This window comes from Rhodococcus wratislaviensis (genome assembly GCF_041228765.1).
Lineage (GTDB): Bacteria > Actinomycetota > Actinomycetes > Mycobacteriales > Mycobacteriaceae > Rhodococcus_F > Rhodococcus_F wratislaviensis.
On sequence record NZ_CP150488.1, the window covers coordinates 268,692 to 282,964 of the forward strand.

Genomic DNA, 14,273 nt, shown 5'->3' on the forward strand with positions numbered 1-14,273 from the left:
CGGTGGAACGAAGATTGATTCGGGCAGCCGGCTACGGCTGCGGGATTCCCTGACGGAGTTGACGCATGGCGTCGCGGACCAGTTCTTCGGGCCCGCTGGCACCGGACTTGCCGCTCATCCACAGGTCGAGCGACGCCTTGCACGCCGATCCGACCGCCAGGTGCAGCAGGTTGGGGTAGAGGTCGGTGTCGATGTTCGTGCCCGTGCGTTCGGCGATCACCTCACCGACCAGACGGGTGACGCGCAGGTGCACTTCGAGTTTCTTCGCGAGCAGCGCGGGGCTGGTCTCGACGAGTTCCATCATCACCGCGGTCTCTTCGAGCGGTTTCGCCGGATCGGTGACGATCTGGACCACCACGTGCTCGAGGGAATCCCAGATCGGCTCGTCCTCGGGACGGGCGCGGAGCAGGTCGACCCAGTCGTGGACGGACTGCTCGAAGTGCGCGAGTACCGCCTCCTCCTTGCTGGAGAAGTAGTTGTGGAACGTCCGAGTCGAGACTCCCGCCTCGGACGCGATGGCGTCGGCGGTGACGCATTCGATGCCCAGCGCGCGGGCCAGGCGTGCGGCGGCGCCGCTGAGGGCTGCGCGCGTGGCGGCCTTCTTGCGGTCCCGCAGTCCGATTTCCGAAATCACTACTCCGACGGTACAGAACTTGCAGAGCTCTGCAAATTTGCGTGACCGTGCAACTTTTATGTTCTTGCCCACAGTCCGCGCGGCACTGTGTCGGGAGTCACCACGGCGTTACGGTGGAAACATGTCCGATCCGACGGCGCCGCTGTCGTTCCGGGCGGACGAGATCGACCGCGCCGCCCTGGACCAACTCGCCGCCGTCCTCGACCTGCAGGCCGCGCGCCCGGGAATCCGGCGACTGCGCGAGTGGTCGCTTGCGGCCCTGCAGGTGCAGCCGGGTGAGAGCGCCCTCGACATCGGCTCGGGCACCGGGTCGGAGACGCGTGCCCTCGCCGCCGCGGTCACCCCGTCGGGCCGCGCGATCGGACTCGATCCCAATCCCGGCATGGCCCTCCTCGCCCGGGAGCGGACCGAGGAGGAGGGCTCGACCGCGCAGTTCGTGATCGGCGACGCCTACTCGCTGCCGTTCCCCGACGACCGCCTCGACGTCGTGCGGTGCGAGCGGGTGTTCCAGCACCTGAGCGAACCGGACCGCGCGGCGGCGGAAGTGGCCCGCGTTCTGCGGCCGGGCGGGCGCGGCGTGATCGTCGACAGCGACTGGGGCACGGCGATCATGCACCCCGGCGATCCCCTGGTCCTGCAGAAGATCATGGACGTGATGCTCTCGCACACCGCGAACCCGCACTCCGGACGGCTGCTCCCGGGGCAGCTCACCTCCGCCGGGCTCGTCGTCGAGGACATCGGCACGGAGGCGTTGATCCAGGATCCGGGCGACGTGACCGGCCCACTCGTCCAGATGATGACCGCCGCGGCGATCGCCGAGGGTGCGATCACCGACGTGCAGAGCGCCGAACTGCTGGACCAGTTGAACGCCGCCGCCCGCCGCGGCGACTTCCACATGTCGGTGACGATGTTCGCCTACCTCGTCCGCCAGCCCTGACGAAACCCTTCCGACATTCGGAAACCGAGTGTGGTGGATCACCTCCGGTGCCGCACAGTGGTGGGGACGACGCTGATGCCCCACCGAGTCCGGCGTCACGAACAACGCAGCAGCCCAGCATATTCCGGAGGCCCTCATGTCCACGATCGCCCGCAACCAGTGGTACGTCGCAGCCTACGGCCGTGAGGTCGGACGCGAACTGTTCTCGCGCACCATCTGCGAGGAGCCGATTCTGTTCTGGCGAACCGAGGCCGGCGAGGCCGTCGCGATGAGCGACCGCTGCGTGCACCGCCGCTACCCGCTGTCCGAGGCGCCGAGCCGGCTCGACGGCGACACGGTGGTCTGCGGCTATCACGGTTTCACCTACGGCAGCGACGGCGGCTGTGTGTTCGTCCCCGGCCAGAAGCGCGTTCCCCGCACCGCCCGGCTGAAGCAGTACCAGGTGGTCGAGCAGGACTCGTTCGTGTGGGTCTGGATCGCCGACCCGCAGAACCCCGAACAGGGCGACCCGACCCGCATCCCCCGCGCACCGTGGATGGACTCCCCCGACTACACCGTGGTCAGCGGCATGGAACCGATCGACTGCAACTACGGCCTGCTCGTCGACAACCTGATGGACCTGTCGCACGAGACGTACCTGCACGGCGGCTACATCGGCACCCCCGAGGTGGCGGAAACCCCGATCACCACGGAGATCGACGAGGACCGGAACGTCATCTACGTGTCCCGGCACATGGACGACGCCGAGTGCCCGCCGTTCTACTCCAAGTCCACCGGCATCGAGGGCCGCATCACCCGCTGGCAGGACATCGAGTACACGCCGCCGTGCCTGTACCTGCTGCACAGCCGCATCGCCCCGATCGGCGCACCCCTGCCCGGCGACGAGGGCACCGACCCGCACGCGTTCCACAGCGAGATCGTCTACGCGATCACCCCGTCCACGGAGAATTCCACCCTCGACTTCTGGGCCGTGGCCCGCGACTTCGCACTCGGCGACGACGCCGTCACGACGTTCCTCGCCGAGAACAACCGGACCGTCGTGATGCAGGACGTCGTGGCTCTGAACATCCTGCAGAAGGCGCTCGACACGGAGAAGGACGGCTACCAGGAACTGTCGATCAACATCGACGCCGGCGGCCTCGGCGCACGCCGGATCCTGAAGAAGCTGGTCGACGCGCCGCAGGCCGTCACCGCCGCGGCGGTGGGCTGAACCGTGGAGCCGACCAGGATGCTCCGCGGCGCCAACGTGATGCGTATCGTCTGGCTTCCCGGGTCGGACCTGCTCGAGGGCGAGTGCCACTGCGGCGCACGCCACGTCGCGGAAGAACCCGCCGCCCTCTGGGAATGGTTGCTCGCCCACCCAGAGGGGCACCACCCCGTCGATCCGCCGGTGACCGCCACGCCGTTGCCCGCCGCGCCGGAATCCGCTCCCGTTCCCGTCTGACCCCGGAGAGACCGCCATGCCTATCCCACCCGAACCCGTACTCGAGCTGGAGCTGACCACGAGGACCACCGGCGCCGACGGCGTCGTCGTCCTGGAGTTCCGCGACCCGTCCGGCGCCGACCTGCCCAAGTGGACGCCGGGTGCGCACATCGATCTGGTGCTGACTCCGGAGCTCACCCGCCAGTACTCGCTGTGCGGCGACCCGGCCGACACCGGGATCTGGCGCGTCGCCGTGCTACGGGAGGCGATGGGCCGCGGGGGTTCGCAGTTCGTGCACGACAAGCTGAGCGAGGGCGACCGCGTCACGGTCCGGGGACCGCGCAACCATTTCGAGCTCGAGCCGTCACCGCAGTACGTGTTCGTCGCGGGCGGCATCGGGATCACGCCGATCCTCACCATGGCGCACGCCGCGGAGAACGCCGGCGCCGACTGGACCCTCGTCTACGGCGGACGCAGCCGTGGTTCGATGGCGTTCGCCGACGCACTCGCCGAGAAGTTCGGCGACCGGGTGGTGATCCACCCCGAGGACGAGCACGGCCTCATCGACCTACCGGGGCTGCTCGGCGACGTCCGGGAGAACACCCTCGTCTACTGCTGCGGGCCCGCGCCGCTGCTCGACGCCGTCACCGGTCACTGCGACAGCTGGCCGTCCGGCGCGCTGCGCACCGAGCGCTTCGCGGCCAAGGATCTCGAGGAGCCGGTCCGGGCCGAGGGGTTCGAGGTGGAGCTGACACTGAGCGGCAAGACCGTCACCGTCGCACCCGGGCAGTCGATCCTGCAGGCCGTCACCGCCGCCGGCGTCCAGGTGCTGTCGTCCTGCGAGGAAGGGACCTGCGGAACCTGCGAGACGGCCGTGCTCGGCGGTACTGTCGATCACCGGGATTCCCTGCTCACAGCGGACGAGCAGGCCGAGGGCGACACCATGATGATCTGCGTCTCGCGTGCGAGCTGTCCACGTCTGACGCTGGAACTGTGAGACGGAGAACGAGCAATGGCGATCACCGGATCGGTGACCATTCGCTCGTTGCGGCTCCTCGAGCTCTTCACCCCCTCGGCGCCGCGGCTGACCCTCAGCGATCTGTCGCGGAAGTCCGGGTATCCGCTGAGCACCGTGCACCGGCTGACCAGCGACCTCATCGAATGGGGCGCCCTCGAACGTGACAGCAGCGGCCGCTTCACCGTCGGGCTCAAGCTGTGGGAGATCGCGTCGCTCGCGCCGCGCGGCACGATGCTGCGCGAACTGGCGATGCCGGTGATGGAGGACCTGTCGCAGATCACGCGGGAGAACGTCCAGCTCGGCATCGCCGAGGGCACCGAGGTCGTGTTCGTCGAACGCATCGCCGGACAGAAGGCCGTGCCCGTCCAGACCCGCGTCGGCGGTAGGTTCCCGCTGACGGCGTCCGGTATCGGCCTGGCCCTGCTCGCGTACATGCCCGCCGACGTGCAGGAGCAGGTGCTGAGCGGGCCGATCGAGAAGTTCACCGACCGCACCGTCACCGACCCCGTCGTACTGCGGCGGACGCTTGCCGAGATCCGCCGATCCGAGGTCGCGATCAGTGATCGTCAGGTGACCATGGACGCCGTCTCCGTCGCGGCACCGATTTTCGAGCGCCCCGGAACGGCGATCGCGGCGGTATCGCTCGTGGTGTCGGCGGAGAATGCGTCGCTGAACGCACTGGTCCCGTTGGTGCGTGCGGCCGGCCGGACGATCAGCCGCGCGCTGCGCCCTCGTCAGCCGTCGTGACCGGTCGGGTACGACGCTCCCAGGCCCCCGGGTCGGACGTCAGCGTGGTGAGGAAACCCGGCAGCTGCTCGTTCGCGACGTCCGCGAGACTCACGTTCTCGAGCACGGCCCGCAGGTTCACCCGCACCGCGATCCACACGTCCTGCAATTTGGCGGCCGGCCCGCAGTAGTCGACGTCCTCGGGGCGTTCACCCCGCACCGACGCCAGCGGACCCTCGACGGTCCGGATCACGTCGGCGATCGTGATGTCCTCGGCGGGACGGGCCAGCCAGTACCCGCCGTCCGGTCCCCGTCTGCTGTTGACCAGTCCCCCGCGGCGAAGGTCGGCGAGAACGGCCTCGAGGAACTTGTGCGGAATGGTCTGCGACTGTGCCAGGAACTCGGCTTTGGACGGGGACGGCCCGGCAGCGGCCAGTTCGATCAGCGTCCGCACGGCGTAGTCCACCTTTGCGGTGATGTGCACACCGAATTCCTACCATCCCAGTATGAAAACCGGCAACTCACGCTTCGCCGCGCGCACCCAGAACGTCCAGGTAGTGCGGGTTGTACATGACGCCGAGGATGTTGCCGAACGGGTCGACAACGGACGCGGTGACGAACCCCGACTCACGTTCGGTGCGCGGCTCATGCTCCTTCGCGCCCATCGACAGCAGCTTCTCGACGGCGGCGGTCACGTCGTCGACGTGCCAGAACACCACCACGCCGGACGGACCGTCCGCGGCTGCGTGCGGGGCGTATCGACGGTCGATGATGCCGAGCTCGTGCTGGTAGTCGCCGATCCGGTACTCGATGTATGCCGGGTTCTCGGAGTCGGGGCGTTCGAAGTAGGGGGCGATGCCGAGCAGCGCGCTGTACCACTCGCGGGCTGCCGCGATGTCGTCGGCGAAGAGACTGATGGTGGTGAGTCCTCGCAACATGACGAGTCCTTTCGACTGATCCGATCTTGCTGACGGGATTCATTCTCCGCGGCAAAGTGCGCACCCAATGAGCACTTTTCGTCGCTGCGTTTCGGGCCGATAGTGATGCGTGTCACTCCGAGGTACATTGAACTGGACGATCGTCTTGTATGGAGGAAGCAGCATGTGGGAGACCGTGACGTCGGCGTGGAATTCGGCGCTGCTGACGCCTCTGCACGAACCGGTCACGCTGGCCATCCCGGCGTTCGTGCTGTTCCTCGCCATCGAATGGTTCGCGGCCCGGCACCTCGAGGACGCGACGTTCGACCCCGACGGACGGTCCCGCCCGGTACGCGGAGGTTACGAGCGCCGCGACGCGCGCGCGAGTGTGTCGATGGGCGCCGTGTCCATCCTGACGACCACGTTCTGGAAGCTGCTGGCCCTGATCGGGTACTCCGCCATCTGGGTGTACCTCGCGCCGTGGCACCTCCCCCCGGACGCCTGGTACACGTGGGTGATCCTCGTCCTCGGCGTCGACGCGCTGTTCTACGCGTACCACCGGATGGCGCACCGCATCCGCCTCATCTGGGCCACCCACCAGGCGCACCATTCGAGTGAATACTTCAACTTCTCCACCGCCCTCCGCCAGAAGTGGAACAACGGCGCCGAAATCCTGATGTGGATTCCCTTGCCACTGATCGGCATTCCGCCGTGGATGGTGTTCATCGGATTCTCCGTGAACCTCGTCTACCAGTTCTTCGTCCACACCGAGCGCATCGACAAGCTGCCCCGGCCCATCGAGTTCGTGTTCAACACTCCCTCACACCACCGCGTTCACCACGGCTGCGACCTCGAATACCTCGACCGCAACTACGCCGGCATCCTCATCGTGTGGGACCGGATGTTCGGCACGTTCCAGCCCGAAACCCACCGCCCCACCTACGGACTCACCAAACCCGTGGGCACCTACAACATCTGGAAACTGCAGACCCACGAATACGGGGCCATCGTCCGGGACTGGCGCCGGGCGTCGTCGTGGCGCGACAAGCTCGGCTACGTGTTCGGGCCGCCCGGCTGGACGCCGTCAGGAACGCGCGAAGCTGACCAGGAAGTCGACCGTGCCGTTGCCGTCCACGGTCACGAAGCCCAGTGACGGCGGCGTCACACCGAAGTCCGTCCAGGTGACCGGGATGCTGCCCGAGGCGATCAGGTCGTCGCCGGAACGGAGCACGTCGATGTCGACGGTCACCGGACGCGACTGCCCCTTGAGCGTCAGCGTGCCCTGGGCGGAGACCGTCCCCACGGAACCGTCCGCAGGCAGCCCCGACAGATCGACCGGGGAATCGACCGTGAACGTGCCGGTCGGGAACGTGCCGGTGTCCATCACGTTGCCGCGGAACTGGTTGTCGCGGCGGGACTGATCGGTCGCGATGGTCGCCACCTGCACGGTCACCTCACCCGCGGTGAGTTTCTCGCCCTCGACGGTCGCGGTGCCGGTCACGTCGCCGGTCGATCCGACCACTGTGACGCTCGCGCCGTTGAGGATCTCGTGAACGGTGTACCCCGCGGCCGTCTGGTTGGAGCCCTGCCCCGGCGTGACGGTCCACTGTCCGTCGACCGATCCGGTGGCCGCCTCCGCACCCTCGGTCGACACCGAGGCCGCCGGTGCGTCGTCCTCTGCGATGAATTGGCCGTAGAACCACGGGCCCACCAGCACCGCGATCACGACGATGACGACTGCGCCGACCAACCACCACAGCTTTTTCATGAGATCAGGCTAGTTGCAGCTTCAATGGATGTCACTCGGTACGACCTGGGAGAGTGCTGTGAACGACGGTCACGGGACGATGGAATCGATGTAGCCGCCGTCGACCCGCACCGCGGCGCCGGTGGTCGCCGACGCCTGCGCCGAACCGAGGTAGACAACCATGTTCGCGATCTCCTCCGGCTCGATGAGGCGCTGCAGCAACGACTGCGGCCGGTACTTCTTCATGAACTCGCGCTGAGCCTCGTCCCACGGCAGGTCCTTGTCGACCAGGCTGTAGACGAAATCCTCCACACCTCCCGTGTGAGTGGGACCGGCCAGAACCGAATTGACCGTGACGCCCGTCCCCGCCGCCTCTTTCGCGAAGCCACGCGAGACCGCCAGCAGCGCCGTCTTCGACATCCCGTAATGGATCATCTCCGCGGGAATCACGATCGCGGAGTCGCTGGCGATGTCGAGGACCCGGCCCCAGGACCGTTCGACCATGCCGGGCAGGACCAGGCGGGTCAGCCGGATCGCGGACAGCACGTTCACCTCGAAGTAGCGGCGCCACTCGTCGTCGTCGATGTCCAGGGCCGGCTGGGAGCCGAAGATCCCGAGGTTGTTGACGAGGATGTCGACGCCCGGAACGATCTCCAGGACGCGGCGCGCGCCCTCGTCCGTCGTGACGTCGGCGGCCGCCGGAACGAATTCGCCGTCCGGGACCTCGGCCCGCAATCGTTCGATCGCCGCACCCACGGACTTCTCGGTGCGGCCGTTGATCGCCACCCGCGCGCCGGAGCGGGCGAGACCCGCTGCGATCGCGGCACCGATGCCCTGCGTCGATCCGGTGACCAGCGCCGTCCTGCCCGTCGAGTCGATGCGCATGTCTGTGCCCCTTCCCTCCAGGACACGCTAACGAACATTCCCGGCACGGATGCACAAAAAACTCCCCACCTGCGTGCGCAGGTGGGGAGCTTTGGCGGTGGCGGAGGGATTTGAACCCTCGGACGGGGGTTACCCGTCACACGCTTTCGAGGCGTGCTCCTTAGGCCGCTCGGACACGCCACCGCCGGTGACTTTACCGGATGTGGCGCCCGAGCCCGAAATCGCCAGGTGAAGCCGTTTAAGTCAGCTTGTCCTTGAGGTTCTTGGCGGCGTCCTTGACCTTCTCGCCGGCATCCTTCACCGCCGAGGACGCCTGGTCGGCCTTGCCCTCGTCGCGCAGGTCCGGGTCGCCCGTGGCTTTACCGGTGGCTTCCTTCGCCTGGCCCTTGAGGTCTTCCGCCTTGTTCGAAGCTTTGTCTGCGATTCCCACGAGATACCTCCGTGAATCCGATTTCGAACCCGGGGACGGGTCCGGCGGCGCCTCGTCGGCGCCTGTCTCCAGAGAAGCACGGGTCATGCGGACCCGGCCACATTGTGTCGAGTACCCCACGAAAGAGTTTGAAACCGGTCAGCGCCGTTCACGGAAGAAGTCTTCGAGGATGCCTGCGCATTCGTCCTCCAGAACACCGCCCCTGACCTGCGGGCGGTGCGTGAGACGGCGGTCGCGGACCACATCCCACAGTGAACCGACGGCACCCGTCTTCGGCTCCCACGCCCCGAACACCACCCGGGAGATCCGGGCCAGCACGAGCGCGCCCGCGCACATCGTGCACGGCTCCAGCGTCACCGCGAGCGTCGCCCCCTCGAGGCGCCACCCGTCGCCGTACACCCGGGCGGCGGCCCGCAACGCGATGATCTCCGCGTGAGCCGTCGGATCCGACATCGCCTCCCGCGAGTTCACCGCCCGCGACACCTCGACACCCTCGGCGTCGAACACCACCGCACCCACCGGCACGTCGGCGTCGGTGGCGGCACGGGCCGCCTCGATCGCCGCGCGGATCATCCGCTCGTCGTCCTGAAGAGTCACGGCACGTGAAACTACCGGGGAAGCTTGTCGAGAACCCCGGCCAGCTCCGTGGTGAACCCGAGCCGCTGCGCGATCATCCCGAGCTGCTCGTCGGGATAGAGGTCCGTCTCCGACGTGATCACAGCCAGAACGGGTTCGGGCAGACCGAGGTCGGCGAGCAGCGACAGGTCGCCTTCCTCCCACGGCTCGATGTCGTCGAGTTCGTCCGGGTCGATGTCCGGGACCTCGACGTTGAGCGCCTCGAGGACGTCCGCGGCGATGTCGTAGTCGATGGCCGCGGTGGCGTCGGACAGCAGCAGACGCGTTCCCGACGGCGCCGGCCGGAGCACGACGAAGAATTCGTCGTCCACGTCCAGCAGACCGAAGAACGCGCCCGCGCTACGGAGGGCCCGAAGCTCCTCCTCCGCGACGCTGAGACTGGTCAGAGCAGCCGAAGTGAGGGCCTTGACCTTCCACCGGCCGTCCTCGTGTACTACCGCGACACCGAAGCCCTCCAGATCCTCTGCCCGATCCGAGGAGGCGCTGTTGTTTTCCGCGCGCTGTGCACCCATGAGCGCAACGGTAGCCCGCGGGGTGCCGGTAAATGAAGTCCGCACTCGAATGTGCCAACCTGTTCGGGTGTCTGATACCCCTTCCGCACCTCCCGTGTGCGTGCTCGGCCTGGGCTTGATCGGCGGTTCACTGCTGCGTGCGGCGGTCCGGGCGGGCCGCGACGCGTGGGGTCACAACCGATCCGCGCCGTCCGTCGACGCCGCCCGGGCGGACGGATTCGACGCCGACACCGATCTGGTCGCGGTGCTCCAGCGTGCGTCGGCCGCGTCGGCGCTGATCGTGATCGCGGTCCCCGTGCCCGCCGTCGCCGCCACCCTCACCGCGATCGCCCTGTACGCACCGAACTGCTCGATCACCGACGTCGTCAGCGTCAAGGCCGAGGTCGCGGCGGCGGCAGCCCGCCAGGGACTCGCCGACCGCTACGTGGGCGGGCACCCGATGGCCGGAACGTCGGCGTCCGGGTGGAGCGTCGGCAGCGCCGACCTGTTCCGGGAGGCCGTGTGGGTGGTCGGCACCGACGACGGCGTCGACCCCGCCATCTGGACGCAGGTCGCGCAGCTCGCGTTGGACTGCGGGTCCGTCGTCGTGCCCGCCGAATCCGCCGAACACGACCGGGCGGTCGCGCGCATCTCGCACCTGCCGCACCTACTGGCCGAGACCCTCGCGATCACCGGAGCGCGCGGCGGGCCGCTGGCGCTCGGCCTGGCGGCCGGCTCGTTCCGCGACGGCACCCGCGTGGCAGGCAGCGCGCCCGGACTCGTCCGGGCCATGTGCGAAGGCAACCGGGACGCCCTGCTGATCGCCCTGGACGAGGCGCTGGTGCTGCTGCAGGACGCGCGGACCGAACTGGCGGAACAGTCGTCGACGGCGACGCTCGTCGAGGCCGGTCACACCGCGCGCCTGACGTACGACAACCAGGAGACGTGGGAGATCACCGGCATCGTTCCCGGCCGCGAAGGCTGGATCGACGACATGCGTGATGCGGGTCGGCGGGGAGGGCGGCTCCGCCGCCTGTGAGTGCTCGACGAGTCCAGAGACTCGTTAACCATGCACGGGCGGCTGCGCCGCCTATATCCGTTCGGCCAGGCCCGGGTAGTCGATGATGAACCCGTCGCGGTCGACGGTCACCGAGGAACTCGACACCGGCGACAGCACGTGGATGCCGTCCGGACCGCTGCTGTAGGTGAGGATCGCGCCCTCGACCCGCAGGTCCAGGAGGTTCACGTAGACGACGGGGACCTCGACGTCCTCGGACCCGAGGTGCAGTCCGTACCGCCGGATGGGCAGGGCGTTGAAGAAGGGGCTGAGCACCATGTCGACGTCGAGGGCGCCGTCGAACGTGGACCGCTGGTGGTTGGCGCCGTGCTCCACCATCCACGTGCCCTCTTCGTCCCGGCTGATCGACATCTGCCGTTCACCGGCCGCGACGGACGTCCGCAGCGACAGCCGGCGGGTGACGCCGCTTTCGTCGGTGACGAGGTCGTAGGACGCGCTGAACGCGGGATGCTCGGGGCACTCGCCGCCGATGATCCGGCCTGCTGCCTTGATGCGGTCGCCGTTGAGCTGGACGCGCACCGATTCCATTCGGGGTGCGTTGTCCGCCCGCCACGTCAGTACTGCGGGCCAGGTCGAGGCACCGGAGGCTTGGATGCTCACCTGTCTACGGTAAGCGACGACGGCTCCCGGGGTGGCAACGGGCCGAGTTTCGTTGCAGCAGAGTTGTCGAGAGTCAGTGCCCGGGCTCGTTCCGTGACCGCGATGCGCGACGAGAAGACGACGAGGGCGCCGAGTCCGACCGCCACGTTCAGCAGCGCCCCGAACTCCTGGGCAACGAAGTCGAACACCTCGGTGAGCAGCACCGTGACCAGGGCCGCGGCCCGCAGGAACTGCAACGGCCACAGCTTCCCGTTCCGCAGTCGCACGATGCCCGACCAGCACAGGACGAACGCGATCGCGGACCCGGTGAGCTGGCCGACCGTCGTGATGTCGGTTCCCTCGTCGCCGCGGAGGTCGTCGTCGAGCGTGATCACGGCGCTGAGCAGTCCCAGGGTGGAGAACAGGGTGAGGAGGACCGCCGCGGTCCAGAGCATGCCCGGACCCCTGGCGAACGCGGGGGTCGCGCGCCGGGCCAGCTCCCGGGCCGTGGGCACGGTCCGGCCGTTCCGGTCCGGGCAGTGGGCGAGCAGATCCCGGACCGAAATCAGGGTCGCCTCGTCCGCGCCGGCGGCGGCCGCCCGGCGCAATTGCGCCAGCGCCTGCTCCCGGCGTGCACGGTCCAGCCCACGGTCCAGTCCGCCGAGGGCGATGGCGGCGGCGTTGGCGACGTCCTCCGTCGGGGTCGGCGGCCGGACGTCGTGCAGCGACCGGTTGACCAGCAGCAACACGACGATCACCACGTACATGATCGCGATGGACGGCCGGTAGAAGTAGTCGTTGGTCTTGGTGACGAACTTGCCGATCTCGTCGAGGAACAACCCGAACCCGACGCCGCCGATCACGACGCCGAGGACGCGCGGCTTCATCCCGAGGAACGAGAACACGGTCACCAGGGCCACGACCATGCCGAGTCCGCCCCACAGGACATGCGCGATGTGCAGCGAGGAACCCCCGACCTGCGGATAACCGGTGAGGTGAAGGTAGGCGCGGGTGAGCAGGATCGTGACGATCCCGATGATGACGAACGCTTCGACGAGGCCGCTGCCCTGGGCGTCGCGCAGGAGGTGCGGCCGGTTCCGGAAACCCGAGATCATGGCGCCTCCCTGTGCTCCCACCTACAGGAAGTCTAGGACTCTCAGTGGTGGAAAGTCTGCGTGTTGCTCGCGGTGGAGAGGCGGTCGAGACGCTCGAGGACGCGGTCGACGACGTGCGGGTCCTGCCCCTTTTCGTTGCGGGCCCGCAACACTTCGGCCTGCGCCGCGACCAGCGCCCGGTGCTGGAGCGCCCGCAGTTCGTCGCGGCGGGTCTTGAGCTGTTCGATGCGCTGCGAGTACTCCGGCGAGTGGGTGCCGGGCGCGGAGTCCTCTTCGAGCCGGTCGTAGAGCGCCTTGAGCCGGGCCACCGATTCGGGCGGCAGGTTGGTCGGCGCGGACGTCACGACCTCGAGCGCGGCGTGCCGGGCCCGCTCGACCGTGCCCGCTCCTCGGCATCCTCCGCGTCGGCGACACCGGCGACGCCGAGTGCCTTCACCAGCCACGGCAGGGTGAATCCCGGAATGACCATGCTCATCACCAGCACCACCGCCGCGATGACGACGGCTTCGGAACGCCACGGGAAATCGTCGACCGGGAGGCTCAGCGCCAACGCCAGGGTGACGAGGCCGCGCATCCCGCACCACGTCATGACCACGGCTTCGGCGGGGGTGCGGGGCGCGGAGGAGGCGTTGTCCTCGTACCCGCGGATGTACAGCCACGTGACGCCCATCCAGAGGGCGCGGACCACCACCAGCACCACTCCGATGACGACGCCGTGCAGCACCATCGTCCACAGGTCGCTGCCCGCGTCGTCGACGATCTGACGGAATTCGAGACCCATCAACCCGAACGCGATGCCGGTGACCAGCAATTCGGCGACGTGCCAGAACGAGGCACTCGCCAGGCGGTCCTCGGCGTCGACCTCGGAGTCGGCGGCGCTCATCTGCACCGCGGCCACCACGACGGCGATGACCCCGGACGCGTGGATCTCCTCGGCCAGCAGGTACACGACGAACGGGATGACCAGGGTCAGTCCGCTGCGGCCCGGGACGTCCACGATCCGCACGACCAGCCACGACCCCACCCAGCCGGATGCGAGACCGATCAGCACCGCCGCGACCGCGGTGTACAGGAAGTGCAGCACCTCGAAGCCGAAGTGCAGGTCTTCACCGGCGATCGTCGCGGCTAGCGCCGCCTGGAACGCGACCAGCGCGGCGGCGTCGTTGAACAGGCCCTCCGTCTGCAGGACGCCGACGAGTCGACGCGGAATCCCGACGGGTTCGGCGACGGCCTCGACGGCCACCGGGTCGGGTGGGGCGGTCATCGCACCTATCGCGATCGCCGCCGCCAGGGTGATGCCGGGCACGAGCGCCCAGGCCGTCCACGCGACCGCAGCTGTCGTGACGATGACCAGGCCGACGGAGTGGACGACGATGGTCTTCCAGCGGTCGACGAACATCGCCCACGACGTCCGGCGGGCCAGCGCCCACAGCAGTGGCGGCAGGAACAGCGGCAGGATCAGTTCGGGTTCGAGTTCGACGTGCGGGATGCCGGGCACGAACGCGGCACCGGCGGTGACAATCGTGAGCAATACCGGCCAAGGTGCGTGGAATCGGTCACCGAGGCCGACGATCAGGACTGTGACGAGCATGAGCCCGATCACCACGATCAGCTGATCCACGCTGGGGACGCCTCCTCGGCTCAATTCTTCTACCCG

19 protein-coding genes and 1 tRNA gene are annotated in these 14,273 nt (G+C 68.3%); 7 read left to right on the plus strand and 13 right to left on the minus strand.

Annotated elements, in window-relative coordinates; all coding sequences use genetic code 11:
- Positions 1-31: 31 nt before the first annotated feature.
- A complete protein-coding gene (locus WKC72_RS01185; RefSeq protein ID WP_005253325.1) occupies positions 32-634 on the minus strand; it encodes a TetR/AcrR family transcriptional regulator in 603 nt (200 codons plus the stop codon).
- A gap of 121 nt (positions 635-755) precedes the next feature.
- Here WKC72_RS01185 and WKC72_RS01190 point away from each other — a divergent pair, with 121 nt between their 5' ends.
- The 5 genes from WKC72_RS01190 (at position 756) to WKC72_RS01210 (ending at position 4,759) form a co-directional block, all read left to right on the plus strand.
- A complete protein-coding gene (locus tag WKC72_RS01190; protein WP_037228012.1) occupies positions 756-1,571 on the plus strand; it encodes a class I SAM-dependent methyltransferase in 816 nt (271 codons plus the stop codon).
- Positions 1,572-1,707: 136 nt separating this feature from the next.
- The gene (locus WKC72_RS01195; RefSeq protein WP_370181515.1) at positions 1,708-2,781 is read left to right on the plus strand and encodes an aromatic ring-hydroxylating dioxygenase subunit alpha; all 1,074 of its coding nucleotides are present in this window, start codon (positions 1,708-1,710) and stop codon (positions 2,779-2,781) included.
- Positions 2,782-2,799: 18 nt separating this feature from the next.
- Positions 2,800-3,015: a hypothetical protein gene (locus WKC72_RS01200; protein ID WP_112301662.1), complete on the plus strand. Its 216-nt coding sequence runs from the start codon at positions 2,800-2,802 to the stop codon at positions 3,013-3,015.
- 16 nt (positions 3,016-3,031) lie between these two features.
- Entirely contained in the window at positions 3,032-3,991 is a 960-nt protein-coding gene (locus WKC72_RS01205; RefSeq protein WP_370181516.1) for a 2Fe-2S iron-sulfur cluster-binding protein, read from the plus strand.
- A gap of 15 nt (positions 3,992-4,006) precedes the next feature.
- Positions 4,007-4,759 (plus strand): IclR family transcriptional regulator, encoded by a 753-nt coding sequence (locus tag WKC72_RS01210; RefSeq protein WP_037228023.1) that lies wholly within the window; start codon positions 4,007-4,009, stop codon positions 4,757-4,759.
- Here WKC72_RS01210 and WKC72_RS01215 read toward each other — a convergent pair.
- Both WKC72_RS01215 and WKC72_RS01220 read right to left on the minus strand, forming a co-directional pair.
- Positions 4,725-5,222 carry an Rrf2 family transcriptional regulator gene (locus tag WKC72_RS01215; protein WP_037228026.1) on the minus strand — a complete coding sequence of 166 codons (498 nt, stop codon included), beginning with the start codon at positions 5,220-5,222 and terminating at the stop codon, positions 4,725-4,727. The two genes, WKC72_RS01210 and WKC72_RS01215, sit on opposite strands and share 35 nt — an antisense overlap.
- A gap of 37 nt (positions 5,223-5,259) precedes the next feature.
- Positions 5,260-5,676 (minus strand): VOC family protein, encoded by a 417-nt coding sequence (locus WKC72_RS01220; RefSeq protein ID WP_112301659.1) that lies wholly within the window; start codon positions 5,674-5,676, stop codon positions 5,260-5,262.
- 163 nt (positions 5,677-5,839) lie between these two features.
- Here WKC72_RS01220 and WKC72_RS01225 point away from each other — a divergent pair, with 163 nt between their 5' ends.
- Complete coding sequence (locus WKC72_RS01225) at positions 5,840-6,808, plus strand: sterol desaturase family protein (RefSeq protein ID WP_370181517.1); 969 nt, start codon at positions 5,840-5,842, stop codon at positions 6,806-6,808.
- Here WKC72_RS01225 and WKC72_RS01230 read toward each other — a convergent pair.
- From WKC72_RS01230 to WKC72_RS01255, 6 genes are all read right to left on the minus strand, one after another.
- Positions 6,740-7,423: a YceI family protein gene (locus WKC72_RS01230; protein ID WP_037228032.1), complete on the minus strand. Its 684-nt coding sequence runs from the start codon at positions 7,421-7,423 to the stop codon at positions 6,740-6,742. The two genes, WKC72_RS01225 and WKC72_RS01230, sit on opposite strands and share 69 nt — an antisense overlap.
- Positions 7,424-7,492: 69 nt before the next feature.
- Positions 7,493-8,287, minus strand: coding sequence for an SDR family NAD(P)-dependent oxidoreductase (locus WKC72_RS01235; RefSeq protein WP_370181518.1), 795 nt, complete (start codon positions 8,285-8,287; stop codon positions 7,493-7,495).
- Between the two features lie 92 nt (positions 8,288-8,379).
- A tRNA-Ser gene (locus WKC72_RS01240) sits at positions 8,380-8,470 on the minus strand.
- 55 nt (positions 8,471-8,525) lie between these two features.
- Positions 8,526-8,717, minus strand: coding sequence for a CsbD family protein (locus tag WKC72_RS01245; protein WP_009477222.1), 192 nt, complete (start codon positions 8,715-8,717; stop codon positions 8,526-8,528).
- Positions 8,718-8,855: 138 nt separating this feature from the next.
- Positions 8,856-9,314 carry a nucleoside deaminase gene (locus WKC72_RS01250; protein ID WP_112301655.1) on the minus strand — a complete coding sequence of 153 codons (459 nt, stop codon included), beginning with the start codon at positions 9,312-9,314 and terminating at the stop codon, positions 8,856-8,858.
- A gap of 11 nt (positions 9,315-9,325) precedes the next feature.
- The gene (locus tag WKC72_RS01255; RefSeq protein WP_037228037.1) at positions 9,326-9,865 is read right to left on the minus strand and encodes a tRNA adenosine deaminase-associated protein; all 540 of its coding nucleotides are present in this window, start codon (positions 9,863-9,865) and stop codon (positions 9,326-9,328) included.
- Between the two features lie 49 nt (positions 9,866-9,914).
- Between WKC72_RS01255 and WKC72_RS01260 the strand changes: the two genes are divergently transcribed.
- Positions 9,915-10,883 carry a prephenate dehydrogenase gene (locus tag WKC72_RS01260; protein ID WP_128640268.1) on the plus strand — a complete coding sequence of 323 codons (969 nt, stop codon included), beginning with the start codon at positions 9,915-9,917 and terminating at the stop codon, positions 10,881-10,883.
- Between the two features lie 51 nt (positions 10,884-10,934).
- Here WKC72_RS01260 and WKC72_RS01265 read toward each other — a convergent pair whose 3' ends face one another.
- From WKC72_RS01265 to WKC72_RS01280, 4 genes are read right to left on the minus strand one after another with little or no spacing between them, the layout of a single operon-like run.
- Entirely contained in the window at positions 10,935-11,522 is a 588-nt protein-coding gene (locus tag WKC72_RS01265; protein ID WP_005248751.1) for a putative glycolipid-binding domain-containing protein, read from the minus strand.
- Positions 11,519-12,616, minus strand: a complete 1,098-nt coding sequence (locus tag WKC72_RS01270; RefSeq protein ID WP_037228041.1) for a hypothetical protein — start codon at positions 12,614-12,616, stop codon at positions 11,519-11,521. The genes WKC72_RS01265 and WKC72_RS01270 overlap by 4 nt, the downstream gene beginning before the upstream one ends.
- Before the next feature lie 41 nt (positions 12,617-12,657).
- Positions 12,658-12,960 carry a hypothetical protein gene (locus tag WKC72_RS01275; RefSeq protein ID WP_370181519.1) on the minus strand — a complete coding sequence of 101 codons (303 nt, stop codon included), beginning with the start codon at positions 12,958-12,960 and terminating at the stop codon, positions 12,658-12,660.
- A complete protein-coding gene (locus tag WKC72_RS01280) occupies positions 12,957-14,237 on the minus strand; it encodes a cation:proton antiporter (RefSeq protein WP_370181520.1) in 1,281 nt (426 codons plus the stop codon). The genes WKC72_RS01275 and WKC72_RS01280 overlap by 4 nt, the downstream gene beginning before the upstream one ends.
- Positions 14,238-14,273: the final 36 nt, after the last annotated feature.

Excerpts from the sequence above, each read along its gene's own strand:
- WKC72_RS01190 (WP_037228012.1), top strand. The coding sequence starts at position 756 with ATGTCCGATCCGACGGCGCCGCTGTCGTTCCGGGCGGACGAGATCGAC.
- WKC72_RS01195 (WP_370181515.1), top strand. The coding sequence starts at position 1,708 with ATGTCCACGATCGCCCGCAACCAGTGGTACGTCGCAGCCTACGGCCGT.
- WKC72_RS01200 (WP_112301662.1), top strand. The coding sequence starts at position 2,800 with ATGCTCCGCGGCGCCAACGTGATGCGTATCGTCTGGCTTCCCGGGTCG.
- WKC72_RS01205 (WP_370181516.1), top strand. The coding sequence starts at position 3,032 with ATGCCTATCCCACCCGAACCCGTACTCGAGCTGGAGCTGACCACGAGG.
- WKC72_RS01210 (WP_037228023.1), top strand. The coding sequence starts at position 4,007 with ATGGCGATCACCGGATCGGTGACCATTCGCTCGTTGCGGCTCCTCGAG.
- WKC72_RS01220 (WP_112301659.1), bottom strand. The coding sequence starts at position 5,676 with ATGTTGCGAGGACTCACCACCATCAGTCTCTTCGCCGACGACATCGCG.
- WKC72_RS01225 (WP_370181517.1), top strand. The coding sequence starts at position 5,840 with ATGTGGGAGACCGTGACGTCGGCGTGGAATTCGGCGCTGCTGACGCCT.
- WKC72_RS01230 (WP_037228032.1), bottom strand. The coding sequence starts at position 7,423 with ATGAAAAAGCTGTGGTGGTTGGTCGGCGCAGTCGTCATCGTCGTGATC.
- WKC72_RS01235 (WP_370181518.1), bottom strand. The coding sequence starts at position 8,287 with ATGCGCATCGACTCGACGGGCAGGACGGCGCTGGTCACCGGATCGACG.
- WKC72_RS01255 (WP_037228037.1), bottom strand. The coding sequence starts at position 9,865 with ATGGGTGCACAGCGCGCGGAAAACAACAGCGCCTCCTCGGATCGGGCA.
- WKC72_RS01260 (WP_128640268.1), top strand. The coding sequence starts at position 9,915 with ATGTGCCAACCTGTTCGGGTGTCTGATACCCCTTCCGCACCTCCCGTG.
- WKC72_RS01270 (WP_037228041.1), bottom strand. The coding sequence starts at position 12,616 with ATGATCTCGGGTTTCCGGAACCGGCCGCACCTCCTGCGCGACGCCCAG.